The organism is Microbacterium sp. B35-30, assembly GCF_010634855.1.
GTDB lineage: Bacteria > Actinomycetota > Actinomycetes > Actinomycetales > Microbacteriaceae > Microbacterium.
Genome location: NZ_MWLQ01000027.1, coordinates 67,949 through 93,520, shown reverse-complemented (window position 1 = coordinate 93,520; position 25,572 = coordinate 67,949). Strand labels below are relative to the sequence as shown.

The window sequence follows — 25,572 nt, the reverse complement described above, 5'->3', positions numbered from 1 at the left end:
GGCGACGCGGGCGCGACGCTGCGGCCGCCCGGTTCCGCGCGGCGCGGCGCCGTAGCCGACCAGGTTCGGCTCCGATGCCGTGGCCGGCGGTGCGGGCGCGCTCGCGGCGGTGTCGGGAGCGGATGCCTCGACCGATGCGGCCGGTGAGGGCGTGGGGGCCGTTCCCCCCGTATCGAAGGAGATCAGCACCGAGCCCACGGCGATGACATCGCCGGCCTCGGCGTGCAGCGCCGTGACCGTGCCCGCATACGGAGAGGGCAGCTCGACGACGGCCTTGGCCGTCTCGACCTCGGCGATCGTCTGGTTGAGTGCGACGGTGTCGCCCACGGCGACCTGCCACTGCACGAGCTCGGCCTCGGGAAGCCCTTCGCCGAGGTCGGGGAGGTGGAAGTCCTGCGCCATCAGTCGAGCACCCCGCTCAGGCTGTTCGGCCGGTCCATGACGCGATCGACGGCGTCGAGGATGCGGTCGAGATCGGGCAGGTGGTGCTTCTCGAGCTTCGCGGGCGGGTACGGGATGTCGTGCCCCGTGACGCGCTGCGGCGCAGCCTCCAGGTAGTTGAAGCAGCGCTCGGTCACGCTGGCGATGAGCTCGGCGCCGACGCCCGCCTCGCGGGCCGCCTCGTGGGTGACGACGACGCGGCCGGTCTTGCGGACGGATGCCGTGACGGTGCGGTAGTCGACCGGCGAGATCGATCGCAGGTCGATGACCTCGATCGACACGCCGTCGTCCTCGGCGGCGGTGGCGGCATCCATGGCGGTCGCGACCTGCGAGCCGTAGGTCAGGAGCGTCACGTCGCTTCCCTCGCGGGCGACGCGCGCCAGACCCATCGGCGGCGCGTCCGCCAGCGCCACGTCGAGGTCGACCTCGCCCTTGGAGTGGTAGAGGCGCTTCGGCTCGAAGTACACCACGGGGTCGTTCGAGGCGATGGCCTGCCGCAGCATGATGTACGCGTCCTGCGGGTTCGAGACCGCGATCACGCGGAGCCCCGACGTGTGGACGAAGTAGGCCTCCGGAGACTCGGAGTGGTGCTCGGCCGCGCCGACGCCGCCCGCCCACGGGATGCGGATGGTGATCGGCATCGTCACGTTGCCGCGCGTGCGGTAGTGGAGCTTGGCCACCTGGCACACGATCTGGTCGAACGCGGGGTAGACGAAGCCGTCGAACTGGATCTCGACGACGGGCCGGTACCCGCGGAAGGCGAGCCCGACCGCGGTGCCCATGATGCCCGCCTCGGCGAGCGGCGTGTCGACCACGCGCTGGGCTCCGAACTCATCGAGCAGCCCGTCGGTGATGCGGAACACGCCGCCGAGCTTGCCGATGTCCTCGCCCATGACGAGCACCTTCGGGTCGTCGGCCATGGCGCGGCGGAGTCCCTCGTTGATGGCCTTCGCCATCGTGAGCTGCACCATCGTCACACCCCCTCGGTCGCGGGAGCGAATCCGTCGAGGTAGGCGCCGAACCGCGCGCGCTGCTCCTCGAGACCGGAGTGCGGCTCGGCGTAGACGTTGTCGAGCACGGTCAGCGGCGCGCGGGTCGTGGCGGTCATCGCGGCCTCGCGGACGCCGGAGGCCAGCGCATCGGCATCCGCCTCGACGGTGGCGACGAAGGCCTCGTCGAACTCGCCACGCGCGCGCAGCAGCGCTTCAAGGCGGGCGATCGGGTCGCGGCGGCGCCACTTCTCGACCTCTTCCTTGTCGCGGTAGCGCGTGGGGTCGTCCGAGGTCGTGTGCGGGCCCATGCGGTACGTGACCGCCTCGATGAAGGCCGGCCCGTTGCCGCGGCGCGCGTTGTCGAGCGCCCAGCGCATCGCGGCGAAGCAGGCGAGCACGTCGTTGCCGTCCACGCGCATGCTCGGGATGCCGAAGCCCGGCGCCCGCCCGGCGATGGGGAACTTCGCCTGCACGGAGACGGGTTCGGAGATCGCCCACTGGTTGTTGGTGCACATGAAGACGACCGGTGCGCCGAAGGAGGCGGCGAAGACCATCGCCTCGTTCACGTCGCCCTGGCTGGACGCGCCGTCGCCGAAGTACGCGACCGAGACCTGGTCGCCGCCGTCCCGCTGCACGCCCATCGCGTAGCCGACCGCGTGCAGCGCCTGCGCGCCGATGATGATCTGCTGCGTCGCGGTGTTGATGTCGTACGGGTTGTAGGTGGAGTGCTCCTCGCCGCGCCACGCGAGCACGAAGTCCGAGGGCTTGCCGCCGCGCGCGTAGACCACGCCCGTCTCGCGGTAGCTCGGGAACGCGAAGTCGTCGGCACGCAGCGCGCGCGCCGTGCCGATCTGGGTCGCCTCCTGCCCCTGGCAGGGCGGCCACAGGCCGAGCTGGCCCTGTCGTTGCAGGGCGACGCCCTCGGTGTCGATGCGTCGCAGGAGCACCATGTCGCGATACAGGCCGCGCAGCGTCGCGGCGTCGACGTCGGCGACCCAGCGATCGAGCTCGGGGTCGGCGATGCGCTCGCCGTCAGGCGTCAGCAGTCGCGCGACATCGTCGATGTCGGTGGCGAGATCCGCTGTCGGTGTCAGGGTGTGCGTCATCGTCATCACTCCTCGTTGCGGGCCCCCTCGTGAGGAGCCGCTTCGCGTGCGCCGGCTTCGTCGCCGACTACGTCGAGGCTACGTCCGTATCGCACCTCGCTCAAGCATTCGCGCTCTGCTTGAGCATGTTGATAAGTCACGACCACCCATACCGTGCTAACGTTTGGCACTATGAGTGCCCTCGATCATGTCGACCTGGAACTGCTGGCCGCGCTCTCCGCCGATCCCCGAGCCACCGTCGTCGCACTCGCGGAGCGCCTCGGCCTCTCGCGCAACACGGTCCAGGCGCGCATGTCGCGCCTGGAGAAGGCGGGGGTGTTCCTGTCGTATGAACGGGCGATCTCATCCGCTTCGCTGGGCTTCCCGATCGAGGCGTTCATCAGCGTCATCGTGCGGCAGGCGGATCTCCCCCGCATCGCGATCGAGCTCGCGCGTGTACCCGAGGTCGTGCAGGCGCACGGCCTGTCAGGTCAGGTCGATCTGCTGGTGCGGGTGGCCTGCCGCGACACGCAGCACCTGTTCGACACCGACGCCCGCATCCTCGCCATCGAAGGCATCGAGCGCACCGAGACATCCCTTGTGATGGGCGAGGTCATCCCCCATCGCGTCACTCCGCTCATGGGCCTGGCGCGGGAGGAGTAGGTGGGAGGCTGCCCGTCGACGAGGCGTCGGCACGCACCAGCACCACACCCACCAGGATCAGCGCGCCCCCCGCGAACTGCACGGGCGCCGGCACCTCGGCGAGGAAGATCCACGCGAACATGAGGGCGAACAGCACTTCCGACAACCCCACGAACGACGCGACGCGCGAGCCGATGCGCGGAACCGCCATCACGCCGAGCGCGTAGCCGAGCGTCGTCGCGATGCCGGCGACCCAGAGCAGCGGCATCCACCACGGCACCGATACCCCGGCCAGCACCACCGACACCGCGGGTGCCTGGAACGGCAGGATGCCGGTGGCGCAGAGGATCCCCATGACGATCGCGCCCGTCAGCAGCCCGCTCGCCGCGAGCGCCAGCGGCGGCAGATCGTCGCCGGCGCGTTCCGAGATCACGAAGTAGGCGCACACGCAGACGGCTGCGGCGAGGGCGAACAGGGTGCCGATCAGATCGAACGACGCGCCCGAGATGTCCACGACGAGCACCAGGCCCACGATCGCCACCACCGACCCCCACAGCACGAGCGCCGAAGGGGCCTTGCGCGTCCGGACCCACACCGCCACGACGAGCATGACCGGGGCGAGGTACTGGATCAGCAGGGCGACGGCGACGGGCATCCGCTGCATCGCCGAGAAGAAGAAGAGCTGGCAGCCGAGCACGGGCATGAGGCCGAAGCCGGCGATGAGGCGCCAGTGCCGGCGCAGGAAGCCGCGCTGTCGCTTCATCGCCAGGAACAGCGCCGGCGACAAGACCAGTCCGGCGACGCCCATGCGCACGAGCAGGGCCGCACCGAGGGACCAGCCGGCCTCGAGCAGCGGCTTGACGAACGGTCCGCTCGACGAGAACGCGAGAGCGGAGGCGACCCCCATGAACAATCCGCTGGTGCGCAGCCGCGCGCTCGAACGGGGAGCCGCGCCCAGCAGCGCAACCGAAGGGGATGCGGTCGGGGCGGTCATGGCGACATCCGTCTGTCAGGGGTGAAACGTGCTTACACTGGTGACAGTACCGGACCAGCATGTCAGGAGTCAACGTGGTTTTCATTCATGACACCGAGCAGAATCTGCGCGCGGCGTCGTACCTGGTGAACACGCTGCCCGGCTACGACGACGAAGACACGCTCTCGACCCTCGAGGACTTCGAGGACTATCTCCGCGTCAACCCCTATACCGGGCTCATCCGGCGTGATGATGCCGAGCTCGCGGCCATCCGCGCGGTCCGGCGACGGCTGCGACAGCTGTGGGAGGTCGACCGCGACGGTGCCGTGCCGCTCGTCAACGAAATGCTCCGCGACGGCCAGGCACTCCCCCGCCTGGTCATTCACGACGGATTCGACTGGCACATCCATGCGACGAGCGATGACGCCCCGCTCGCGACCCGCATCATGGTCGAGGCGGCGCTGGCGTTCGTCGACGTCATCCGAGCCGACGAGTACGACCGTGTGCGGATCTGCGCCGCCGACGACTGCGACGGCGTCTACGTGGACTTCTCGAAGAACGGCTCGAAGCGCTACTGCGACATCGGCAACTGCGGCAACCGCATGAACGTCAACGCGTATCGGCGTCGGAAGGCGCGAGAAAGCGCGTGATCGCGTCGGCGGCTGGAGCCGGCGTCTCGTAGTGGATCAGGTGCCCGACGTCGGGGATCTCCACCAGCTCGGCATCCGGGAACATCGTGGCGAGTCGCCGCTCCGCCTCGATGGGCGTGATGTCGTCGCGTTGCGCGGCGACGAGCAGCGTCGGCTGCGCGATGCACGGAGCGAACGCGCGCACGTCGTTCGACACCGAGGCGAGGAACGCGTCGTGCAGCACATCCCGGTCGGCGAAGCGCGAGAAGTACGTGTCGTGCTGATCGTGCACGAATCGACGGATGCCGGGGTCCTTGGTCTTCGCCATCGACACGCTCATCACCCGGACGATCAGGCCGTTGCGCAGCAGCGCATCGCCGAGCCGCTTCGGCAGCTTCGTCCCGACCCAGTAGTAGAAGACGGCGAGTCGCGTGAGCACGCCGCGCGGTCCCTCGAGCGCCGGTGCGCCGATCGGGTTCACCAGGATGACGCGGGGCGTCGCGAGCCCGCCGGCGACGGCGGCCGCCACCACGATCGAGCCGAACGAGTGGCCGAGGATCACGGCCCCCGGTGCCACGGCGGCGGCGAACTCGCGCAGCCACTCGGCGTAGAGGTCGAGGTCGTGCCGGCGGTTGGGCACCGGCGCCGTCTCGCCGAATCCCGGCAGATCGGGCGAGATCACCCGCACCGACGGGAGGTGCGCCACCACGGGCTCGAGCCCATGATGCTCGCCCCGGAAGCCGTGCACCGCCACGACCGTGACGGCCGCATCGGCCGGGCCGTAGACCCAGTACGCCGTCACGCCGCCCAGCACGCCGACCTCGCGCCGCTCGACGGGGATCGCGTCGAGCAGCGGGGCGTACGGATTCGGGGCGGTCACCCGTCGAGTCTACGAGGCGCGGCTCCGCCTCCGGTGCGCGCGGAGCGCCTGCGCCGCGATGTCGGAAGCGGCGCATACCGTGATCGGCATGAGCCGCCCGCGTCCCGAACAGCTGCCGCTGTGGGACGTGCCGGACTGGGTGCGCATGATCGGGGTGTTCGACCTCGAGACCACGGGCATCGACGTCACCGCCGACCGCATCGTCACGGCTCACGTCGGACTGCTGGATGCCTCGGGCCGGGTCATCCGCGCGCGCGACTGGCTCGCGGATCCCGGCGTCGACATCCCCGAGGGTGCGAGTGCGATCCACGGCATATCGACCGCGCATGCCCGCGCGCAGGGGCGACCGGCGGCTGAGGTCGTGAGCGAGGTCGTCGAGGCGGTGCGCGCGCTGCTGGACGCCGGCATCCCCGTCGTCGCCTACAACGCGCCCTTCGACTTCTCCTTGCTGAAGTACGAGTCGCTTCGTCACGACATCGCGCCGATCCACGAGCCGTCACCGGTGATCGACCCGCTCGTCGTCGACAAGGCGTACGACCGCTGGCGCAAGGGCAAGCGCACGCTGGAAGTGGTTGCGGCGCACTACGCCGTGAGGCTCGATGCCGCACACGAGGCGTCAGCCGACGCGGTGGCAGCGGGCCGGGTCGCCCAGGCGCTCGCCGAGCGCTTCGCGCCGTGGCTGCCCGACACCGTCCACGAACTCCACACCCGCCAGATCGGCTGGGCGCGCGCCCAGGCCGAGAGCCTCACCGAGTACTTCGTCCGCATCGGCCGGCTCGATCCCGACGAGCAGCTCGATGGCCGCTGGCCGATCCGCTGAGCGGCTGGAACGCAGAAGACCCCGCCGAGGCGGGGTCTTCTGATCCGAGGCGGACGCTGACCGGTCGTCGAGCGCCGTCGAAACGCGCGGAGGGCTTACTTGGAAGCGCCGCCGAAGTTCTTGAAGCGCTGGTTGAACTTCTCGACGCGACCGGCCGAGTCCATGATGCGCTGCTTGCCCGTGTAGAACGGGTGCGAGGCCGACGAGATCTCCACGTCGATGACGGGGTACTCGACGCCGTCGAGCTCGATCTTCTTGTCGCTGCTCACCGTCGAGCGGGTGAGGAACGTCTCGCCCGAGCCGAGGTCACGGAACACGACGGCCTGGTAGTCCGGGTGGAGGTCAGTCTTCATGATGGTCCTTTGAGGGTGATGCCCTGGATTTTGCCAGGGCGGTCAAAGTCTGGGGTGCGAGCGCACCAAAGAGAGATTCTACCAGGCTCCCGGCCGGTTGCCGAACAAGCCTCCGCGGGCGTCAGTGCGTCGCCCGTGCGGCGTAGCGGCCGCCGTCTTCGGTGAGGCGGATGGGGACGCCGAACGTGTCGGTGAGCGTCTCGGACGTGAGGGTCTCGCGGATGGGACCGGATGCCACGGCCTGTCCATCGCGGAGCAGCAGCACGTGGGTGAAGCCGACCGGAATCTCCTCGACGTGGTGCGTGACCATGATCATCGCGGGAGTCGTGGGCGCCTGGGCGTAGCCGCCCAGGAGGATGAGGAGCTCTTCGCGCGCGCCGAGATCCAGGCTCGCGGTCGGCTCGTCGAGCAGCAGCAGCTCCGGGTCCGTCATGACGGCTCGCGCGATCTGCACCCGCTTCTGCTCGCCGTCGCTGAGCGTGCCGAAGGTGCGGTCAGCGAGGTGGTCGAGCTTCCACTCGGCGAGCACCCGCAGCGCGCGGCGCTCGTCGATGTCCTCGTAGTCCTCGCGCCAGCGGCCCAGCACCGAGTAGGCGGCGGTGAGCACGACGTTCAGCACGGTCTCCTCGGGGGGCACGCGACGCGCCATCGCCGACGACGCGAATCCGATCCGGGGGCGCAGCTCGAACACGTCCGTGCGGCCCAGCCGCTCCGCGAGGATGGTCACCGTTCCCGAGGTGGGGTGCAGGAGCGTGTCGGCCATCTGCAGCACCGTGGTCTTGCCGGCACCGTTGGGTCCGAGTACGACCCAGCGCTCATCGTCGTTGACGGTCCAGTTCAGGTGGTCGACGATGTTCCTGGCGTTTCGGCGGACGACGACGTCGGAGAACTCGAGCACCTGTGGCATGCGACCAGCCTAACGGCCGCCGGCGGCCACCTCCGCGTAGAGCGCGGCCGTCTGATCGGCGATGCGCTGCCAGCTGAAATCCTCCGTCGCACGACGCCGTCCGGCGGCGCCGTACTCGCGCGCGCGGTCCGGATCGCTCACGACCTCGGTGAGCACGCGTGCAAGATCTGCCACATACCGCTCGGGGTCGGTCGGCGTCCCGGTGCCGTCCTGCACCTGCTCGATCGGGACGAGCCTCCCGGTGACGCCGTCGACGACGACCTCCGGGATGCCGCCCGTCGCCGTCCCCACGACTGCCGCACCGCAGGCCATCGCCTCCAGGTTCACGATGCCCAGCGGCTCGTACACGGACGGGCAGACGAACGTCGTGGCCGCGCTGAGGATGGTGCACAGCTCGTGGCGCGACAGCATCCGATCGAGCCAGACGACACCCGCGCGGGTGTCCTGCAGCCCGCGCACGAGGCCCTCGACTTCGGCCATGATCTGGGGTGTGTCGGGAGCACCGGCGGCGAGGATCACCTGCACGTCGGCGGGCAGTCGCTCGGCGGCGCGGAGGAAGTACGGCAGACCCTTCTGCCGCGTGATGCGGCCGACGAACACCACCGAGGGCCTCGCCGGATCGATGCCGAGCTCGGCCAGCAGCGCCGGATCCTCGACCGGGTGCCAGGCCTCGACGTCGATGCCGTTGTAGATCACGCGCACCCGCTCCGGATCGAGCGCCGGATAGCTGCGCAGGATGTCTTCGCGCATGCCGTTGCTCACCGCGACGATCGCCGCGGCGCCCTCGTACGCCGACTTCTCGATCCAGCTCGAGACGGCGTAGCCGCCGCCGAGCTGCTCGGCCTTCCACGGCCGCAGCGGCTCGAGGCTGTGAGCGGTCACGATGTGCGGGATGCCGTGGAGCAATGAGGCGAGCTGGCCGGCGAGGTTCGCGTACCAGGTGTGACTGTGCACGACGTCGGCGCCGGCGACATCCGACACGATCTCGAGGTCCGTGCCGAGCGTCTGCACCGCCGCGTTGGCACCGGAGAGCTCGGCCGGCACGCCGTACGACGTCGTGCCCTCTTCGTCGCGCTCGGCCCCGAACGCGCGCACGCGCACATCGATCGTCGACCGCAAGGCCTTCACGAGCTCCGTCACGTGCACGCCGGCGCCGCCGTAGATCTCCGGAGGGTACTCCTTGGTGACGATGTCGACTCGCATGTCTCGAACGCTAGTACACGGCCCGGAACGCGTCATAGTGTGGGGGCCATGCCAGCTGCACCCAAGGTCTTCGGAATCATCCTCGCCGGCGGCGAAGGGAAGCGGCTGATGCCGTTGACCGCGGATCGCGCCAAGCCCGCCGTTCCCTTCGGCGGGCAGTACCGGCTCATCGATTTCGCCATCTCCAACCTCATCAACTCGGGCCTGCGGCAGATCGTCGTGCTCACCCAGTACAAATCGCACAGCCTCGACCGGCACATCTCGCAGACGTGGCGGATGTCGGCGCTCCTGGATTCGTACGTCACCTCGGTTCCCGCGCAGCAGCGACTCGGAAAGCGCTGGTTCTCCGGATCGGCGGACGCCATCCTGCAGAGCCTCAACCTCATCAACGACGAGCAGCCCGACATCGTCGTCGTGATCGGCGCCGACCACGTCTACCGCATGGACTTCCGGCAGATGCTCGCGGCGCACATCGAGTCGGGCGCGCGGGCGACGGTCGCCGGCATCCGTCAGCCGATCTCGCTCGCCAATCAGTTCGGCGTCATCGACGTCGACCCCGAGGACCCGATGCGCATCCGCGAGTTCCTCGAGAAGCCGCAGAACCCCGTGGGCCTGGGCGATGCGCCCGATCAGGTGCTGGCGTCGATGGGCAACTACATCTTCGACACCGACGCGCTGATCGAGGCGGTCGAGGCGGACGGAGAGCTGCCGACCTCGAACCACGACATGGGCGGCGACATCATCCCCTACTTCGTCGGCCGGGGCGAGGCGGGCGTCTACGACATGAACCGCAACGACGTGCCGGGGTCGACTCCGCGCGACCGGTACTACTGGCGGGACGTGGGGACGATCGACTCGTTCTTCGACGCGCACCGCGACCTCATCTCGACGCTGCCGGTGTTCAACCTGTACAACATGGACTGGCCGATCCACTCCCAGGCGGTCAACTCCCCGCCGGCGAAGTTCGTGCGCGACTCGGTAGGCCGCATCGGCAATGCGATCGACTCGATCGTGTCGCTCGGGTCCGTTCTGTCGGGCACGCACCTCGAGCGCAGCGTGGTGGGCCCGTGGACGCTCGCCGGCGGCGGCTCGACGATCACCGACTCGGTGCTCTTCGACCACGTGCATGTCGGCGCGGGCGCGCGGGTGCACCGCGCGATCCTCGACAAGAACGTGGTCCTCGATGAGGGCGCGACCGTGGGCGTCGACCGGGAGAAGGACCTCTCCCGAGGGTTCACGATCACCGACAGCGGCATCACCGTGGTCGGGAAGGGGTTCCGCGTCGAGCGATGACGCAACGGTCGGGTGGGGCTTCCGGGTTTCGCTAGCGTGGAGGGATGCCCGCTGCCCCCGCCCGCTTCCTCGTGGTGCTCGACGCCGATTCGACCCTGATCCGCAACGAGGTCATCGAGCTCATCGCCGACGAGGCGGGGCGCGGGGCCGAGGTGGCGGCGGCGACAGAGGCCGCCATGCGCGGCGAGGTCGACTTCGCGAGCAGCCTGCGGTCGCGCGTCGAGGCGCTCGAAGGCGTGCCGCTCGCGGCGTTCGCACGCGTTCTGTCGCGCATCGAGCCGACCCCCGGGGCGCGCGAGCTCATCGCGGCCGTGCACGAGCGCGGCGGTGCCGTCGGAGTCGTCTCGGGCGGATTCCACGAGATCCTCGACACCGTCGCACCCGACCTCGGCGTGGACGTGTGGCGTGCGAACCGCCTCGCGACGCGGGACGGCGCGCTGAGCGGCCTCGTGGACGGCGGGATCGTGGATGCCGCGGGCAAGGCCGCTGCGCTGCGCGAGTGGGCTGCCGAACGCCGCGTGCCCGTTGCACGCACGATCGCGATCGGTGACGGGGCGAACGACCTCGAGATGATGGCCGTCGCCGGGCTCGGGGTCGCCTTCAACGCCAAGCCCGCGGTGCGCGCCCGCGCCGACCTCGTCGTCGGGCCGATCGACCTCGCCGAGGTCATCCCGCTGCTGCCGTAGGCCGCATCTCGGCTACGTCATCGGCTGCCGTAGGGGGCTCCGGATGTCGGCTGCCGTCGCTAGCGTCGAGTCATGCACATCATCCTCGTACCCGGGCTGTGGCTCGACGCGTCTTCCTGGGGCGAGGTCGCCCCTGCCCTCGAATCCGCCGGCCACCGCACCCACGCGCTGACGATGCCCGGCGTCGGCGCGTCGGGCGCCGAGTCGGCCGGCATCGGCATCTCCGATTGGGTCGCCGCGACGGTCGACGAACTCGACCGCCTCGACGGTGACGTGGCCATCGTCGGCCATTCCGGCGGCGGGAACGTCGCCTACGGCGCGGTGGACGCGCGTCCCGACCGCGTGGGGCGCGTGGTGTTCCTCGACACCTTCCCGCCGGGCGAGGGCGGTTCCATCTCGGAATTTCCCGTCGTGGACGGGGTGATTCCGTTCCCCGGCTGGGACTTCTTCGACGAGTCCGACGTCGCCGACCTCGACCCGCAGACACGTGCCGAAGTCGCCGCGCGCGCCCGGTCCGTGCCGGAGAGGGTGCCGACGGACCCGATCCGACTCTCCGACGAGCGACGGCGTGCCGTGCCCGCCACGATCATCACGGCAACGGTGCCCGAGGCGCACATCAGGGAGATCATCCAGCAGGCCCCGCCGTGGGCGGCCGAACTCGCCGCGCTGCAGCATCTCGACGTGATCGAACTCGGAGCACCCGGAGACGCCACCGGCCACTGGCCGCAGTTCTCGCGACCCGGCGCGGTCGCCGAGGCGATCCTGCGTGCGATCGGCTGACCCTGCGACAGGCTCAGGGACCACCTGGCCCGGTCGCTGAGCCTGTCGAGCGCAGACGCGCGGGGTCAGTGACCCATGCCGAGGCCGCCGTCGACCGGGATGACGGCGCCCGAGATGTAGGCGGCGTCGTCGGACGCCATCCAGGTGACGACGCCGGCCACTTCCTCCGCCGAGGCGAACCGTCCGGCCGGAATGCTCTTCTTGTACTCCGCCTGCGTGTCGTCTGAGAGCTCGGCGGTCATGTCGGTCTCGATGAAGCCTGGTGCCACGACGTTGGCGGTGATGCCGCGTCCGCCGAGTTCGCGTGTGAGTGAGCGGGCGAAGCCCACGAGCGCGCTCTTCGAGGCGGCGTAGTTGATCTGGCCGGCGGAGCCGTACAGGCCGACGACGCTCGAGATGAGCACGACGCGGCCCCACCGTGCGCGCAGCATGCCCTTCGACGCGCGCTTGACCACGCGGAACGCGCCGCCGAGGTTCGTCGCCACAACGCTGTCGAAATCGTCCTCCGTCATGCGCAGCAGGAGCGTGTCCTTCGTGATGCCGGCGTTCGCGACGACGATCTCGACCGGGCCGAGGGCGCTCTCGACCTCGGTGAACGCCGCGTCGACGGCTGCGGCATCCGTCACGTCCGCCCGGACGGTGAGGGTGCCCGCGGGACCTTCTCCAGAGCGCGCGGTCACCGCCACCCTGTAGCCCTCGGCGACGAAACGCTCCGCGATGGCACGGCCGATGCCGCGGTTTCCGCCGGTGACGAGGACGACGCGATCGGTGGACATGGTGGCACTCCCGGGGTTGTGACGGATCAGCACCAGCCTATCGGCGGCACAACTGCGCACCCGGCCCGTTTGACACCCTCGGTGCGCCGCTGGGACGCTGGGCACAGACATCGACGAAAGGCCCGCCGTGAGCGACCCCACCCCCCAGAACCCCGCACCCGAGCCCGACGCGTACCCGCCGGTTCCGCCGGCTCCGGCAGCGGCGCAGCCGGCCGCGGGCGCGTACCCGCCGCCCGCGCAGGGCGCCTATCCCCCGGCCGCCTACGGCGCGCCCGCGTCGACTCCAGCTCCTTCCTACGGCGCAGCCCCCGCGTACGGTGCGGCGCCCGCCTACGGCACCGCAGCGGGTTATGGCTACGGAGCGCAGACCAAGACCAACACCCTCGCGATCGTCTCGCTCATCGCGTCGGTCGCCGCCTTCGTCATCGTGCCCTTCGTCGGGTCGATCGTGGGCGTGATCACCGGCCACATGTCGCTCAACCAGCTCAAGACCAGCGGTGAGCAGGGCCGCGGGATGGCGCTGGCCGGCACCATCGTCGGCTGGGTCGGTCTCGGCCTGGCGCTCCTCGGCATCATCGCGGCGATCGCGTTCTTCGGATTCTTCTTCGCGGTCTACCAGGAGACCGGCGGCACGTACTGAATCCCGGCGCCCCGGACACGATTCCGGGGCGCCTACGCCGTGCAAGCGGCGTACCCTGGAAGTACCGTGAAGAGTTCGAGCCACGCCCCATCGGCCACGTCCCTGCCGCGCGCACCGCGCGACGACGTCGACGCGCGGTCGATGCGGTATCTCGTGACGATGGGCATCCGCATCGCGTGCTTCGTCCTCATGGTGGTCATCACTCCCTATGGCTGGTACACGTGGGTGTTCGCGGCTGCGGCGATCTTCCTCCCCTACGTCGCGGTCGTCTCGGCGAACGTCGGCCAGGAGGGCCGGCGCAACCGGCGCGAGGATCCCGAGGCGGCTCTGCCCGCCGCGCCCTCGGCTCCCTCGGCGGCCGCCGCACCCGAGGCACGCGTGATCCGCATCGATGAGACGCGGCCGGCCACAGACGGCACCCGGGATGGGGCCGCATGAGCGACGTCCACCGCGAGCAGGGCGTCGACGCGACCTGCTCGCGGGCGGGATGCCGCGCCGCGGCAGGCTGGCGCATCGACTGGCGGAACCCGCGCATCCACGCCGCCGATCGACGCAAGACGTGGGTCGCATGCGACGAGCACGTCGGGTATCTGCGCGATTTCCTCTCCGCCCGCGACTTTCCCGTCTCGGTGGCGCCGCTGGCCCCTATGGAGTCGGATACGACTGCGGAGAGGGAGACGACGCGATGAGCGGCCGCTCGGTCAGCATGCAGCGTCTTCCCCGCGCGGGGCGCTGGGCGATCTACATCGCGCTCGCCGTGGTCTTCGCCATCGCGTGCGCGTTCCTGTCGAACTGGCAGTTCACGCGCAATCAGGAGCGCTCCGGGCAGCTCGCGCTGGTCGCGGAGAACTACGACGCCCCGCCGGTGCCCCTCGCCGACCTCATCCCTGCCGGCGGCGAACTCGATCCGCAGGACGAGTGGCGTCCGGTGATCCTCACCGGCACCTACCTGGCCGACGACGAGCTTCTCGCCCGCAACCGTCCGCACGGCGGCACGTCGGCGTTCGAGGTGCTCGTGCCGTTCCGCCTCGACGACGGCCGCGTGCTGCTCGTCGACCGCGGTTGGGTGGCGCCCGGGAAGGACCAGCCCGAACCCGATGCGGTGCCCGCTCCCCCGTCCGGCGAGGCGACCGTCATCGTCCGGCTGCGACCGGGCGAGGCGCTGCCGTCATCGGGACGCTCCGCGCCCGAAGGTCAGGTGCCGACGATCAACCTCGGCCTCGTCGCCGACGCACTCCCCGACGCGGGCGACGCCCTCGAGCAGAGCGCCTACGGCGTGATGGTCTCGGAGGCCCCGGCGCCGGCGACCGCGCCGAGCGCCCTCGAGCCGCCTTCCGACGACCCCGGCCCGCACCTCTCGTATGCGATCCAGTGGATCCTCTTCGCCGTGATGGGGTTCATCTTCATCGGCTACGTCATACGCACCGAGCGGCGGCACCGCCGCGAAGACGCCGAGGATGCCCTGGCCGCCGAGACCGCGGCGGAGGGAACGGATGCCGCTCCAGGGGCCGCTCCGGCACCCCGGAGGGGCCGCGACCGCGACGCCGAGGACGAGGACGCACTCCTCGACGCCGCCGGCCGCTGACTGCGGGATGACCGCCGAGAACCGAGCATCGGAGATCCTCGGCGAAACGCCGGGCGAGGCATCCGTCCGCAGCGCGTTGCCCAGAGTCTCCGGTTCTGTGCGCGAACCTGCGCTCGCCGGCGCTAGGCGAGCGCGATGAGGTCCGCGTAGTCGCGGCCCCAGATGTCTTCGACGCCGTCGGGGAGGATCAGCACGCGCTCGGGGTTGAGCGCCTCGACTGCGCCCTCGTCGTGCGACACGAGCACGACGGCGCCCTCGTAGTGCGCGAGCGCACCGAGGATCTCTTCGCGGGATGCGGGGTCGAGGTTGTTGGTGGGCTCGTCGAGCAGCAGCATGTTCGCCGACGACACGACCAGCGTGGCCAGCGAGAGGCGGGTCTTCTCGCCACCCGAGAGCACACCGGCGGGCTTCAGCACGTCGTCGCCCGTGAACAGGAACGAGCCGAGCACCTTGCGCGCCTCGGTCGCCGTGATGTCGGGCGCGGCCGACATCATGTTCTCGAGCACAGACCGGGAGACGTCGAGGTTCTCGTGCTCCTGCGCGTAGTAGCCGATCTTGAGGCCGTGGCCGGGCTCCAGCTGACCGGTATCCGGCTGGTCGACGCCGGCCAGGATGCGCAGCAGCGTCGTCTTTCCGGCACCGTTGAGGCCGAGGATGACGACCTTCGATCCGCGGTCGATCGCGAGGTCGACGTCGGTGAAGATCTCGAGCGAGCCGTATGACTTCGACAGCCCCGACGCCATGAGGGGCGTCTTGCCGCACGGTGCCGGCTTCGGGAAGCGCAGCTTGGCCACGCGCTCCTCCTGGCGCACCTCGTCGAGGCCGGCCAGCATCTTCTCGGCGCGCGCGACCATCTGGTGCGCCGCAGCGGCCTTCGACGCCTTGGCACCGAACCGCGCCGCCTGCTGCTGCAGGACGGTCGCCTTCTTCTCGACGTTGGCGCGCTCCTTCTTGCGGCGCTCCTCGTCGGCCACCCGCTGGCGCAGGTAGTTCTTCCAGTTCATGTTGTAGACGTCGATGACCTGGCGGTTCGCGTCGAGGTAGAACACGCGGTTCACCGTCTCGCCGACGAGCTCCACGTCGTGGCTGATGACGATCAGGCCGCCCTTGTAGCCCTTGAGGAACTCGCGCAGCCACACGACGCTGTCGGCGTCGAGGTGGTTGGTCGGCTCGTCGAGGATCATCGTCTGGGCGTCCGAGAACAGGATGCGAGCCAGTTCGATGCGACGCCGCTGACCGCCTGACAGCGTCTTCAGCGGCTGGTCGAGGATCCGGTCGGGCAACGACAGGTTGTGCGCGATCGAGGCCGCCTCAGCCTCGGCCGTGTAACCGCCGAGCGCTTCGAACCGCTCGGTCAGGTTGGCGTACTTGCGCATCGCGCGTGCGGCGACCGCCTCGTCCTCGCTCGCCATCGCGAGCGAGGCGTCGTGCATGCCGATCGCGAGGGTGCCCAGTCCACGCGCGTCGAGGATGCGGGTGCGGGCCAGCATCTCCGGGTCGCCCGAGCGCGGGTCCTGCGGCAGGTAGCCCAGTTCTCCCGAGCGATCGACCCTGCCGTCGGCCGGAATGAGGTCTCCGGCGAGCACCTTGGTCAGTGTGGTCTTGCCGGCGCCGTTGCGGCCGACCAGTCCGATCTTGTCGCCGTCCGACACGCGGAAGGAGACGTCCGTCATGAGCACGCGAGCGCCCACGCGGATCTCGAGGTCGTGCACGGCGAGCACAGCGGATGTCCGTTCCGTCGGTGGAGTGGGGGAATGGCCGAGTGGCCAGCCATCCAGTATACGGGGCGTCGTCGTCCGCCCGGGGCAGCCCGAGTTCTCATCAGGGATACCTCCACGGGGTGACACGGTCGATACCGCAGAGGGATGCCTCGCCCCGCACCCGCCGCATAGCTTGCGGGAGTGGATCTCATCACCGACCTCGTTCTGCACGCCGTCTCGTCGCCATGGCTGTACCTCGCCATGTTCGTCGTGGCGGTCATCGACGGCTTCTTCCCACCGGTGCCCAGCGAGACCGTGCTGGTGGCGGCAGCGGCGGTGACGGCATCCACCGGCGGACCCGATCTGGCACTGCTGGGTGTCGTCGCCGCTGCCGGAGCCGTGGTCGGCGACAACATCGCGTTCGCCATCGGAAGACGCACCGGCACCACCAGGTTCGCGTGGATGCGGCGCGCCCGGGTGGCGGGGGCGTTCGCATGGGCGGGCGCGGCATTGGAGCGGCGCGGCGCCGGCCTCATCCTCGGCGCCCGCTTCATCCCTGTCGGGCGGGTGGCGGTCAATCTGTCGGCCGGTGCGCTGCACTATCCGTGGCGGCGGTTCGCCCCCCTGACCGTGGCGGCGGGCCTGTGCTGGTCGGCGTACAGCATCGCGATCGGCCTGCTGGCCGGGGCATGGCTGAAGGACCAGCCGCTCCTGAGCGCCGGGTTCGGCATCCTCCTCGCCCTCGCGATCGGGCTGGCCGTCGATCGCGTGGTCGCCCTGCGCACGCGCCGTGTCGCGGCATCCGTCTGACGGCCGACGGCTGACAGGATGACACCGTGCACGACACTCCCCCGCCCGCACCGCCTGCTCCGCCCGCTCCGGGCACCGGCCGACGGCTGAACCCGCGGACGTTCGCGTTCGGTGCTCTCGCGCTGACGCTGGTCGCGCTCTTCTCGGTGCTCGTGCCGGTTCACATCACCCTCTACCTGCAGCCGGCACCCCTCGCGTTCCTGTTCGGGGCGATGCTCTGCGCGGCTCCCCTCTTGGCGGTGCGTCTCCCGCGGTGGTCGATCGCGCTGTTCATCGTGTCGGCGGTCGCGCTGCCGCTTCCCGTCGCCGAAGCCGGTGCCGCCGTCTGGCCGTGGCCGTGGTCGGTCCCGGCGATGCTGGTGCTCATCGTCTTCGTCGGCGTGCTCGCGATCGTGCACGGCTGGCGTCTTGCGCTCGCCGCGTGGCTGCTGGCCATCGCGGGCACGCTGATCGTGGTCATCGCATGGTCGGGCACCGTGCCCGTGGTCGCGGGGATCGTGAACCTCGTGATCGTGACCTCCGTATCCGGTGCCGCGCTCCTGGTCGCGGTGCTGGTGGCGAGCCGGCTGCGGGTCGGGGCCGAGCTCACTCGCGAAAGGGAGCTCAGCGCGATCGAGCAGTCCCGGCGGGTGCTGGTCGAGGAGCGCACCCGCATCGCGCGGGAACTGCACGACGTCGTGGCGCACGGGATGTCGCTCATCCAGGTTCAGGCGTCGACCGCGCGCTACCGCGTGCCGGGGCTCTCCGACGAGGCGCGGCACGAGTTCGACGAGATCGCTCAGGCGGCGCGTGAGGGCCTGACCGAGATGCGACGACTGCTCGGCGTGCTGCGCACCGAGGATCAGCAGGCCGACCTCGCCCCGCAACAGGGGCTGCGCGACATCCCGGATCTCGTCCGGGCCCTGCGCCGCGCAGGTGCCGAGATCGACGCCGACCTCGCGCCTTCGCCGGAAGGCGTGCCGGGCGCGGTCGACATCGCCGCCTTCCGCATCGTGCAGGAGGCGCTGAGCAACGCGGTGCGCCACGCCCCGCACACGAGGATCCTGCTCTCGATGCAGGCGGATGCCGCGGCCGTCCGCGTCGTGGTCCGCAACGATCCGCCTGAAGCCGCTGAGACCGCCTCAGGCCTTCCGCCGCAGCGCGGGCACGGCCTACTGGGCATGCGCGAACGCGCCGCACTCGTCGGCGGGACTGTCAGTGCCGCGCGCGACGACGACGGCGGCTGGACCGTCCGTGCGGTCCTCCCCCTCACCGGACCGGTGATCGACTCCCCCGCCGGCGACCCCACGGCCATCGGCCCCATCGACTCCGCCCGAGGAGGCCTGCAGTGACGATCACCGTGCTCATCGCCGACGACCAGGCGATGGTGCGAGCCGGCTTCGCCGCCTTGCTCGACGCGCAGGAGGACATCCGCGTGGTCGGCCAAGCGGCCGACGGCGCCGAGGCCGTCTCGCTGTCGGCGCGGCTGGACCCCGACGTCGTACTGATGGACGTGCGGATGCCGGAGCTCGACGGCATCGCCGCGACCCGCCGCATCCTGGGCCCGACGTATCCCGCCGCTCGCGTGCCGCGCATCCTCATGCTCACCACGTTCGACATCGACGACTACGTCTACGACGCGCTCGAAGCCGGCGCGAGCGGCTTCCTTCTCAAGGACGCACTGCCGGAGGACCTCGTGCACGCAGTGCGCGTCGTCGCCGCGGGCGATGCGCTGCTGGCGCCGAGCGTCACCCGCCGCATGATCGAGCACTTCGCCGCGCGCCGGCCGCGTGCCGGCCGCGCGACCGCGACACTCCGAGAGCTCACCGAACGCGAGCGCGAGGTGCTCACGCTCATCGGCCGGGGCCGCGCGAACGCCGAGATCGCCGCGGAGCTGTTCATCTCGGAGCAGACCGTGAAGACCCACGTCGGCAAGGTCCTCGCCAAGCTCGGCGCCCGTGACCGCGTGCAGGCCGTCATCTTCGCCTACGACGCGGGGCTGGTCGAGCCCGCCTCCTGATCACCCCACGGGGGGAGACGACAACAGCACCACGGAGCGATGCCCTCGGGGTCGCCGTCTCCATAGCCTTCCGGGACGCACCCCCGAGGAGGCCTCATGACCATCGTCCGCCCCACCGCCGCCGCCGCGGTCACCCCGACCATCCCTGCGGGCAGAGACCGCGCCGTCGATCTGGTCCGCGCCCTGTGCATCAGCGCGGTGGTGGTGCTGCACGCGATGATGGTCGGCGTCACTGTGACCGATGCCGGCCCGTCGTTCGTCAACGCCAGCGACGGCACCGCGTGGGTCGTGCCGCTCAGCTGGGCGCTGCAGGTCATGCCGCTGTTCTTCGTGATCGGCGGATTCTCGGGTGCCACCGCCTTCCGCCGGGCCCGCACGCGCGGCGTCGACGGCGTCGGCTTCGTCGCCGGCCGCATCCACCGTCTGCTCCTTCCGGCGCTCGTCACGATCGGCGCGGCCGGAGCGATGCTGGCACTCCTCGCTGCGGCGGGGGCGCCTTCCGACCTCGTGACACTGGCCGGCTTCCGGTTCGCGCAGCCGCTGTGGTTCCTCGGCGTCTTCCTGATCTGCCAGGCGCTGCTCCCCGCATTGCTGCGCCTCCACGAGGTTGCGCCGCTGCGCAGCATCGCGGCGCTCGCCGCCGCGGCCGCCGTCGTCGATATCGCTCGCATCACGACGGGAGTCGAGGCGCTCGGCTTCCTCAACCTCGCGTTCGTGTGGCTGGCGATGCAGCAGCTCGGGTTCTTCCTCGCCGATGGTCGGATCGACGCCCTGTCGCGCCGCGCACGCGTGCTCTGGCTCGCCGGAGCGGTGGCGGCTCTCGTGCTCTCGTTCACCAGCGGCATCCACTCCCCCGATCTGGTCGCCAACATCAACCCGCCCACGACGGCGCTGCTGCTGGTCGGTGTCGCGCACACGACCCTGCTGTCGCTGTTCCGCCGCCCGCTGGGTCGGCTCGCCGCGCGGCGCCTGCCGTCCGCGCTGACCGAGTTCGTAACCCCCCGCGCGATGACGGTGTACCTCTGGCACATGCCGGTGCTGCTGTGCCTGGCGGGGCTGAGCGCCGCGGGCGCGATGATGACCGGGATGCCGCTGCCCGCTCTGGACAGTCCTTCGTGGTGGCTCACCCGGCCGCTGTGGCTGGCGGTGGCGCTCGTCGTCACCGCTCTCGTCGCGCGGCGGCTCGCTCCGATCGAGGCGCTGCCGGCACCGGCGCCCGCGCGTGCCGCCTGGCGGGTGGGGATGGCCGCCGTCGCGGGCACGGCGGCGGTCGCGATGCTGCTGGTCGCAGGCACCTCCGTCGTCACCGCCGCGATCGCCGTCGCGCTGCTGGGCGTGGCCCTGGGGACTGCCCGCGGGCCGGTGGTGGGCGTGCCCCGCGTCGCACTGCATGATCGGTCACACGGCGTCCCGCGCCTCGACGGCGCGTCACCGCTGTCGTAGAACGCGGACAGCGGATCGCCCGATCATTGGTGGACGGCGTCCAAGTACCCCTCTCCGACGCCCCCTAGGCTGAGTGCCATGTCATCCATCGCCGCCGCCCCGACCCCCTCCGCCCCCCTGATTCCCGCGGGGACCCGTCGCGTGCTCGCCGACGTCATCGCCCGCCCCTCCTCGCGCGTTCGCGCGTTCGCCCTCGACGCCGGTCTCGTGATCGCCGGCGCGACCATCGTGGCCCTCCTCGCCCAGGTGGAGATCCCGCTCTGGCCGGTCCCCATCACGGGTCAGACGCTCGGCGTGATCGTCGTCGGCGCCGCCCTCGGCGCCTGGCGCGGAGCGGCGGCGCTCACCACCTACATGCTCGTCGGCCTCGCGGGACTCCCGGTCTTCGCCGGCTTCACGGGCACCCTCGCCGCGGTGGGCAAGCCGAGCTTCGGCTTCGTGATCGGCTTCATCTTCTCGGCGTTCGTCGCCGGCTGGTTCGCCGAGCGGGCATGGGATCGCCGCCCTGGGCTCGCGTTCCTCGGCTTCGCCGCCGCCAGCGCCGTGCCGTTCCTCTTCGGCATCCCGTACATGGCGTTCATCCTGAACGTCGTGATGGGCCTCGACTACTCGTTCTCCGCTCTGCTGGGGGCCGGCCTGCTGCCGTTCATCGTGGGCGGACTGGTGAAGGCTGCACTCGCCGCAGCCATCATCCCCGGCGCCTGGGCTCTCGTGCGCAAGGCGGACAAGACCAAGGAGTGAGCGGATGCCGCCTCACGAGGCATCCGTGATCGACAGCCCCGGCCGTATCGGCCGGGGCTGTCGTCTGCGAGCGGTGTGTCGGATCGGATTGGCATTCTGGAAAACGGCTGGGTAAGGTTGGCCTTACTGCGCCCGAATAAGGGCATCCTTACCTAAAATCTTCCGGAGGATTCCGTGCGCCTTAACCGCCCCGTCGCTGCCACCGCGATGCTCGCCATCGCCGCGCTCACCCTTGTCGGGTGCGCCGGTGCGGCCGCCGACGACGACGCCACCACGACGGGATCCTCGTCGGGCGATGGCTTCCCCGTCACGATCGAGCACGCCCTCGGCGAGACCGTGATCGAGGCGAAGCCCGAGCGCGTGGCGACGGTGGCGTGGTCGAACCAGGAGGTGCCCCTCGCGCTCGGCATCGTCCCCGTCGGCATGGCAGAGGTGACGTGGGGCGACGACGATGCCGACGGCGTGCTGCCGTGGGTCGAGGACAAGCTCGAGGAGCTCGACGCCGAGACGCCGGTGCTCTTCGACGAGACCGACGGCATCGACTTCGAGGCCGTCGCCGACACGCAGCCCGACGTCATCCTCGCCTCCAACTCCGGCCTCACGCAGGAGGAGTACGACACCCTCTCGAAGATCGCGCCGGTCGTGGCCTACCCCGGCGCCGCGTGGGGCACGTCGTATGAGGACATGATCCGCCTGAACTCGCAGGCGCTGGGCCTGGCGGAGGAAGGCGACGCCCTCATCGAGGAACTGCACGGCGAGGTCGACGCCGCGCTGGCGAACTACCCGGAGCTGGCGGAGTCGCGCGTGCTCTTCTCGTACATCGACCCGTCGGACTTCAGCCAGGTCGGCTTCTACACGAGCACCGACACGCGCCCCGGCTTCCTCGAGAGCCTCGGGTTCCCGGTGCCGACCGTGGTGGGCGAGGAGTCGGACGGCGTGGCCTTCTACACGACGGTGAGTGCCGAGCAGGCCGACCGCTTCGCCGACGTCGACGTCTTCGTCACCTACGGCGATGCAAGCGGATCGATCATCCCGCAGCTCCAGGCCGACCCGCTGCTCTCGCAGATCCCCGCCATCGCCGACGGCCGCATCGCGATCCTCGAGGAGTCGACCCCGCTCGCGGCCTCGGCCAACCCGTCGCCTCTCTCGATCGGCTGGGGCATCGACGAGTACTTCGCGCTGCTCGCCGGCGCGCTCGGCTGATCCACCCCGGAGTCTGATCGGTGGCCGTCATCGAGACCTCCGCGCCGGCGCCGGATGCCGCAGCCCTGCGGCGTCCGGCGGCGGTGCGGCTGGCGTGGCTCGCGGTGTGCCTGGTGGTGCTCGCGGCGCTGTGCGTCGCCTCGGTGGCATTCGGCGTCCGCGATGTCGGACTGGGCGACATCATCGCCGGTCTCGCCGGCGACACGAGCGGCGTCGCCCAGGCCGCGGTGGTGGCACGGCTGCCGCGTACGGTGCTCGCCATCGCCGTGGGCGCGGCACTCGCGATGTCTGGCGCCGCCATGCAGGCCGTCACCCGCAATCCGCTCGCCGATCCCGGCATCCTGGGCATCTCGGGCGGGGCGGCGCTGGCCGTGGTCATCGGCATCGCCTTCTTCGGCATGTCCGACCCGTACGCGTTCATCGCCGCATCCATCATCGGCGCGGGCGGCGCCGCGGTCTTCGTGTACACGGTCGGCTCCCTGGGCCGGGGCGGCGCGACGCCGCTCAAGCTGGCGCTGGCCGGCGCGGCGACGTCGGCCGCTTTCATGTCGCTCGTGAGCGCGGTGCTGCTCCCCCGCGTCGATCTGCTCGAGACCTTCCGGTTCTGGCAGATCGGGGGCGTCGGCGGCGCCACCTGGGATCGCATCGCCACCATCCTCCCGGTGCTCGTCATCGGCGCCGTCATCACCATCGCATGCGGCCGCGGCATGAACTCCCTCGCGCTCGGCGACGATGTCGCGACGGGCCTCGGCGAGCACGTGATGCGCACGCGCCTGATCGCGGCGGCCGGCGCGGTCATCCTCTGCGGCGCCGCGACCGCCATCGCCGGCCCCATCGCGTTCGTCGGGCTGATCATCCCGCACCTCTGCCGCCTGCTCGTCGGCACCGACCATCGCTGGCTGCTGCCCTTCTCGGCCGTGGCGGGAGCCGCGCTGCTGGTCGCCGCCGACGTCGTCGGCCGCGTCATCGCCCGGCCCGACGAGATCGAGGTCGGCATCCTGACGGCGCTCATCGGCGCTCCGTTCTTCATCTGGATCGTGCGTCGGCAGAAGGTGAGGGAGCTGTGAGCGCTCAGACAGCGAGCACCAGGCCTGCGAGCACACACACCCTCTCCCCCGTGGCGACGCAGGCCGTCATCACCGGCCGTCGGCGCCGTGCGCGGCGACGCACGGCGGTGACGGTCGCGCTCGCCGTGGGCATGGTGCTCGTCTTCGCGGCATCGCTGATGATCGGGAAGACGTTCTACGGCCTCGACGACGTCGTGCGCGTCATCCTCGGAGAGACGGTTCCCGGCGCCTCCTTCACGGTCGGCGAACTGCGCCTGCCCCGGGCGGTGCTGGCGATCCTCGCGGGAGCCGCCTTCGGCATCGCCGGCGTCACCTTCCAGACGATGCTGCGCAACCCGCTCGCGTCGCCCGACATCATCGGCATCACCGCCGGCGCGAGTGCGGCCGCCGTGTTCGGCATCGTCATCCTGTCGCTGAACGACACCGCCGTCTCGATCCTCGCGGTCGCAGGCGGCCTGCTCACAGCCCTGGCGATCTATCTGCTCTCCAACAAGGGCGGCTTCGCCGGCACCCGGCTGATCCTCATCGGCATCGGCGTGGCCGCCATGCTCGACGCCGTCGTGACGTACGTCCTCTCGAAGGCGGCGTCCTACGACCTGCAGGCCGCCATGCGGTGGCTCACCGGCAGCCTCAACGGGGCCACGTGGTCGGCGGTCCTGCCGCTCGCGCTGGCGAGCCTCTTCCTCGTGCCGGCGCTGCTGTCGAGGGGACGCGACCTGAACGTGATGCGCCTCGGCGACGACGCGGCCGCCAGCCTCGGGGTACGCCTGCAGAGCACACGGGTGATCACGATCGTCGCGGCCGTCGCTCTGCTGGCCTTCGCGACCGCCGCCACCGGGCCGATCGCGTTCGTCGCCTTCATGGCGGGTCCGATCGCGGCGCGCATCGTCGGGCCCGGCGGGTCGCTGCTGCTGCCGTCCGCCCTCGTCGGGGCCCTGCTGGTGCAGCTGGCCGATCTTCTGGGCCAGTTCGCGTTCGACAGCCGCTACCCGGTCGGCGTGGTCACCGGCGTGCTCGGCGCGCCCTTCCTCATCTACCTCCTCATCAAGACGAATCGAGCGGGAGGCTCGCTATGACCGCTTCACACAGCCTGTCTGCCGAAGCCCTGACGCTGTCCTACGGCGACCGCACCATCGTCGAGGACCTCGACCTCGCGATCCCGCCCGGGAGCATCACCGCGATCGTCGGAGCGAACGGATGCGGCAAGTCCACGCTGCTGCGCGCGCTCGCCCGTCTGATCTCGCCGCGCGCGGGTCAGGTCGTCCTCGACGGCAAGGCGCTGCACGGCCGCCCCACGAAGGAGATCGCGCGGACGCTCGGCCTGCTGCCGCAGAGCCCGGTGGCGCCCGAGGGCATCGCGGTCGCCGATCTCGTCGGTCGCGGACGCCATCCTCATCAGAAGCTGCTCGCACGGTGGAGCGCCCACGACTACGAAGTGGTCGCGGGGGCCCTCGCCGCCACCGGCATCGAGGATCTCGCCGACCGCTCGGTCGACGAACTGTCGGGCGGCCAGCGTCAGCGCGCCTGGATCGCGATGGCGCTCGCGCAGGAGACCGACATCCTGCTGCTCGACGAGCCGACCACGTTCCTCGACGTCGCGCACCAGGTGGAGGTGCTCGACCTGCTCACCGACCTCAACCGCGAACGCGGCACCACGATCGTGATGGTGCTGCACGACATGAATCTCGCCGCGCGCTATTCCGACCACCTGTTCGCGCTGCGCGCCGGGCGGATCGTCGCGAACGGCGCGCCCGGTGACGTCATGACGAGCGAGCTTATCCGCGAGGTGTTCGACCTCGACGCCCTCGTCGTGCCCGATCCGGTATCCGGCTCGCCGATCGTCCTTCCCCGCGGCCGCCACCACGTCTCTGCCGCACAGCCCGCGGCATCCTTCGGCGTCACCGCCTCATCCTGACTGGAGTCC

Annotated in this window: 29 protein-coding genes; 19 read left to right on the top strand and 10 right to left on the bottom strand. The window is 70.7% G+C overall.

The window, feature by feature from the left end:
• From B2K11_RS15610 to pdhA, 3 genes are all read right to left on the bottom strand, one after another.
• Positions 1 to 402: biotin/lipoyl-containing protein (locus tag B2K11_RS15610; RefSeq protein WP_345770787.1), on the bottom strand; the 402-nt coding region annotated here is incomplete at its 3' end.
• Complete coding sequence (locus B2K11_RS15605; protein WP_163619527.1) at positions 402 to 1,412, bottom strand: alpha-ketoacid dehydrogenase subunit beta; 1,011 nt, start codon at positions 1,410 to 1,412, stop codon at positions 402 to 404. The genes B2K11_RS15605 and B2K11_RS15610, both read right to left, overlap by 1 nt.
• Positions 1,413 to 1,414: 2 nt before the next feature.
• Positions 1,415 to 2,545, bottom strand: coding sequence for a pyruvate dehydrogenase (acetyl-transferring) E1 component subunit alpha (gene pdhA, locus B2K11_RS15600; protein ID WP_163619525.1), 1,131 nt, complete (start codon positions 2,543 to 2,545; stop codon positions 1,415 to 1,417).
• Between the two features lie 165 nt (positions 2,546 to 2,710).
• Here pdhA and B2K11_RS15595 point away from each other — a divergent pair, with 165 nt between their 5' ends.
• Positions 2,711 to 3,181, top strand: coding sequence for an Lrp/AsnC family transcriptional regulator (locus B2K11_RS15595; RefSeq protein ID WP_163619523.1), 471 nt, complete (start codon positions 2,711 to 2,713; stop codon positions 3,179 to 3,181).
• Here B2K11_RS15595 and B2K11_RS15590 read toward each other — a convergent pair.
• On the bottom strand, positions 3,156 to 4,154 hold the full coding sequence (locus tag B2K11_RS15590) for a DMT family transporter (RefSeq protein ID WP_163619520.1): 999 nt from the start codon (positions 4,152 to 4,154) through the stop codon (positions 3,156 to 3,158). The genes B2K11_RS15595 and B2K11_RS15590 overlap by 26 nt on opposite strands.
• Positions 4,155 to 4,228: 74 nt before the next feature.
• On the opposite strand from B2K11_RS15590, the gene B2K11_RS15585 reads away from it, so the two are divergent.
• Positions 4,229 to 4,783, top strand: coding sequence for a CGNR zinc finger domain-containing protein (locus tag B2K11_RS15585; protein ID WP_163619518.1), 555 nt, complete (start codon positions 4,229 to 4,231; stop codon positions 4,781 to 4,783).
• On the opposite strand, the gene B2K11_RS15580 is transcribed toward B2K11_RS15585, so the two are convergent.
• Positions 4,743 to 5,642 (bottom strand): alpha/beta hydrolase, encoded by a 900-nt coding sequence (locus B2K11_RS15580; RefSeq protein WP_163619516.1) that lies wholly within the window; start codon positions 5,640 to 5,642, stop codon positions 4,743 to 4,745. The genes B2K11_RS15585 and B2K11_RS15580 overlap by 41 nt on opposite strands.
• A gap of 88 nt (positions 5,643 to 5,730) precedes the next feature.
• Here B2K11_RS15580 and B2K11_RS15575 point away from each other — a divergent pair, with 88 nt between their 5' ends.
• Complete coding sequence (locus tag B2K11_RS15575; RefSeq protein WP_239526114.1) at positions 5,731 to 6,462, top strand: exonuclease domain-containing protein; 732 nt, start codon at positions 5,731 to 5,733, stop codon at positions 6,460 to 6,462.
• A 95-nt stretch (positions 6,463 to 6,557) separates the two neighbouring features.
• Here the strand turns inward: B2K11_RS15575 and B2K11_RS15570 are convergent, their stop codons facing one another.
• The 3 genes from B2K11_RS15570 to glgA form a co-directional block, all read right to left on the bottom strand.
• A complete protein-coding gene (locus B2K11_RS15570; RefSeq protein ID WP_163619513.1) occupies positions 6,558 to 6,815 on the bottom strand; it encodes a type B 50S ribosomal protein L31 in 258 nt (85 codons plus the stop codon).
• A gap of 121 nt (positions 6,816 to 6,936) precedes the next feature.
• Positions 6,937 to 7,722, bottom strand: a complete 786-nt coding sequence (locus B2K11_RS15565; RefSeq protein WP_163619511.1) for an ABC transporter ATP-binding protein — start codon at positions 7,720 to 7,722, stop codon at positions 6,937 to 6,939.
• A gap of 9 nt (positions 7,723 to 7,731) precedes the next feature.
• Positions 7,732 to 8,925, bottom strand: coding sequence for a glycogen synthase (gene glgA / locus B2K11_RS15560; protein WP_163619509.1), 1,194 nt, complete (start codon positions 8,923 to 8,925; stop codon positions 7,732 to 7,734).
• 48 nt (positions 8,926 to 8,973) lie between these two features.
• On the opposite strand from glgA, the gene B2K11_RS15555 reads away from it, so the two are divergent.
• The 3 genes from B2K11_RS15555 (at position 8,974) to B2K11_RS15545 (ending at position 11,684) form a co-directional block, all read left to right on the top strand.
• Positions 8,974 to 10,218, top strand: a complete 1,245-nt coding sequence (locus tag B2K11_RS15555; protein ID WP_163619507.1) for a glucose-1-phosphate adenylyltransferase — start codon at positions 8,974 to 8,976, stop codon at positions 10,216 to 10,218.
• A 44-nt stretch (positions 10,219 to 10,262) separates the two neighbouring features.
• Positions 10,263 to 10,904 (top strand): phosphoserine phosphatase SerB, encoded by a 642-nt coding sequence (gene serB / locus B2K11_RS15550; RefSeq protein ID WP_163619505.1) that lies wholly within the window; start codon positions 10,263 to 10,265, stop codon positions 10,902 to 10,904.
• A gap of 72 nt (positions 10,905 to 10,976) precedes the next feature.
• A complete protein-coding gene (locus B2K11_RS15545) occupies positions 10,977 to 11,684 on the top strand; it encodes an alpha/beta hydrolase (RefSeq protein WP_163619503.1) in 708 nt (235 codons plus the stop codon).
• Positions 11,685 to 11,749: 65 nt separating this feature from the next.
• On the opposite strand, the gene fabG is transcribed toward B2K11_RS15545, so the two are convergent.
• Positions 11,750 to 12,460 carry a 3-oxoacyl-ACP reductase FabG gene (gene fabG / locus B2K11_RS15540; protein WP_163619501.1) on the bottom strand — a complete coding sequence of 237 codons (711 nt, stop codon included), beginning with the start codon at positions 12,458 to 12,460 and terminating at the stop codon, positions 11,750 to 11,752.
• A gap of 127 nt (positions 12,461 to 12,587) precedes the next feature.
• Here fabG and B2K11_RS15535 point away from each other — a divergent pair, with 127 nt between their 5' ends.
• The 4 genes from B2K11_RS15535 to B2K11_RS15520 all read left to right on the top strand — a co-directional run bounded on the left by B2K11_RS15535 (position 12,588) and on the right by B2K11_RS15520 (position 14,685).
• Entirely contained in the window at positions 12,588 to 13,100 is a 513-nt protein-coding gene (locus tag B2K11_RS15535) for a DUF4190 domain-containing protein (RefSeq protein WP_163619499.1), read from the top strand.
• Positions 13,101 to 13,166: 66 nt separating this feature from the next.
• Positions 13,167 to 13,538, top strand: a complete 372-nt coding sequence (locus B2K11_RS15530) for a DUF3099 domain-containing protein (RefSeq protein WP_163619498.1) — start codon at positions 13,167 to 13,169, stop codon at positions 13,536 to 13,538.
• The gene (locus tag B2K11_RS15525) at positions 13,535 to 13,789 is read left to right on the top strand and encodes a hypothetical protein (protein ID WP_163619497.1); all 255 of its coding nucleotides are present in this window, start codon (positions 13,535 to 13,537) and stop codon (positions 13,787 to 13,789) included. Before B2K11_RS15530 ends, B2K11_RS15525 begins: the two co-directional genes overlap by 4 nt.
• Positions 13,786 to 14,685, top strand: a complete 900-nt coding sequence (locus tag B2K11_RS15520) for an SURF1 family protein (RefSeq protein WP_163619496.1) — start codon at positions 13,786 to 13,788, stop codon at positions 14,683 to 14,685. The genes B2K11_RS15525 and B2K11_RS15520 overlap by 4 nt, the downstream gene beginning before the upstream one ends.
• Before the next feature lie 122 nt (positions 14,686 to 14,807).
• Here B2K11_RS15520 and B2K11_RS15515 read toward each other — a convergent pair whose 3' ends face one another.
• The gene (locus tag B2K11_RS15515) at positions 14,808 to 16,406 is read right to left on the bottom strand and encodes an ABC-F family ATP-binding cassette domain-containing protein (RefSeq protein ID WP_163619495.1); all 1,599 of its coding nucleotides are present in this window, start codon (positions 16,404 to 16,406) and stop codon (positions 14,808 to 14,810) included.
• A 180-nt stretch (positions 16,407 to 16,586) separates the two neighbouring features.
• Here B2K11_RS15515 and B2K11_RS15510 point away from each other — a divergent pair, with 180 nt between their 5' ends.
• From B2K11_RS15510 to B2K11_RS15470, 9 genes are all read left to right on the top strand, one after another.
• Entirely contained in the window at positions 16,587 to 17,195 is a 609-nt protein-coding gene (locus tag B2K11_RS15510; protein WP_163619494.1) for a VTT domain-containing protein, read from the top strand.
• A 26-nt stretch (positions 17,196 to 17,221) separates the two neighbouring features.
• Positions 17,222 to 18,526 (top strand): histidine kinase, encoded by a 1,305-nt coding sequence (locus tag B2K11_RS15505; RefSeq protein ID WP_163619493.1) that lies wholly within the window; start codon positions 17,222 to 17,224, stop codon positions 18,524 to 18,526.
• A complete protein-coding gene (locus B2K11_RS15500; protein WP_163619491.1) occupies positions 18,523 to 19,194 on the top strand; it encodes a response regulator transcription factor in 672 nt (223 codons plus the stop codon). The genes B2K11_RS15505 and B2K11_RS15500 overlap by 4 nt, the downstream gene beginning before the upstream one ends.
• A gap of 96 nt (positions 19,195 to 19,290) precedes the next feature.
• Entirely contained in the window at positions 19,291 to 20,637 is a 1,347-nt protein-coding gene (locus B2K11_RS15495; protein ID WP_163619489.1) for an acyltransferase, read from the top strand.
• Between the two features lie 78 nt (positions 20,638 to 20,715).
• Positions 20,716 to 21,378, top strand: coding sequence for a biotin transporter BioY (locus B2K11_RS15490; RefSeq protein ID WP_163619487.1), 663 nt, complete (start codon positions 20,716 to 20,718; stop codon positions 21,376 to 21,378).
• A 174-nt stretch (positions 21,379 to 21,552) separates the two neighbouring features.
• Complete coding sequence (locus B2K11_RS15485) at positions 21,553 to 22,581, top strand: iron-siderophore ABC transporter substrate-binding protein (RefSeq protein WP_163619486.1); 1,029 nt, start codon at positions 21,553 to 21,555, stop codon at positions 22,579 to 22,581.
• Between the two features lie 20 nt (positions 22,582 to 22,601).
• A complete protein-coding gene (locus B2K11_RS15480) occupies positions 22,602 to 23,648 on the top strand; it encodes an iron ABC transporter permease (protein ID WP_163619484.1) in 1,047 nt (348 codons plus the stop codon).
• Between the two features lie 50 nt (positions 23,649 to 23,698).
• Positions 23,699 to 24,724 (top strand): iron chelate uptake ABC transporter family permease subunit, encoded by a 1,026-nt coding sequence (locus B2K11_RS15475; protein WP_239526111.1) that lies wholly within the window; start codon positions 23,699 to 23,701, stop codon positions 24,722 to 24,724.
• Positions 24,721 to 25,563 carry an ABC transporter ATP-binding protein gene (locus tag B2K11_RS15470; protein ID WP_163619482.1) on the top strand — a complete coding sequence of 281 codons (843 nt, stop codon included), beginning with the start codon at positions 24,721 to 24,723 and terminating at the stop codon, positions 25,561 to 25,563. The genes B2K11_RS15475 and B2K11_RS15470 overlap by 4 nt, the downstream gene beginning before the upstream one ends.
• Positions 25,564 to 25,572 lie beyond the last annotated feature (9 nt).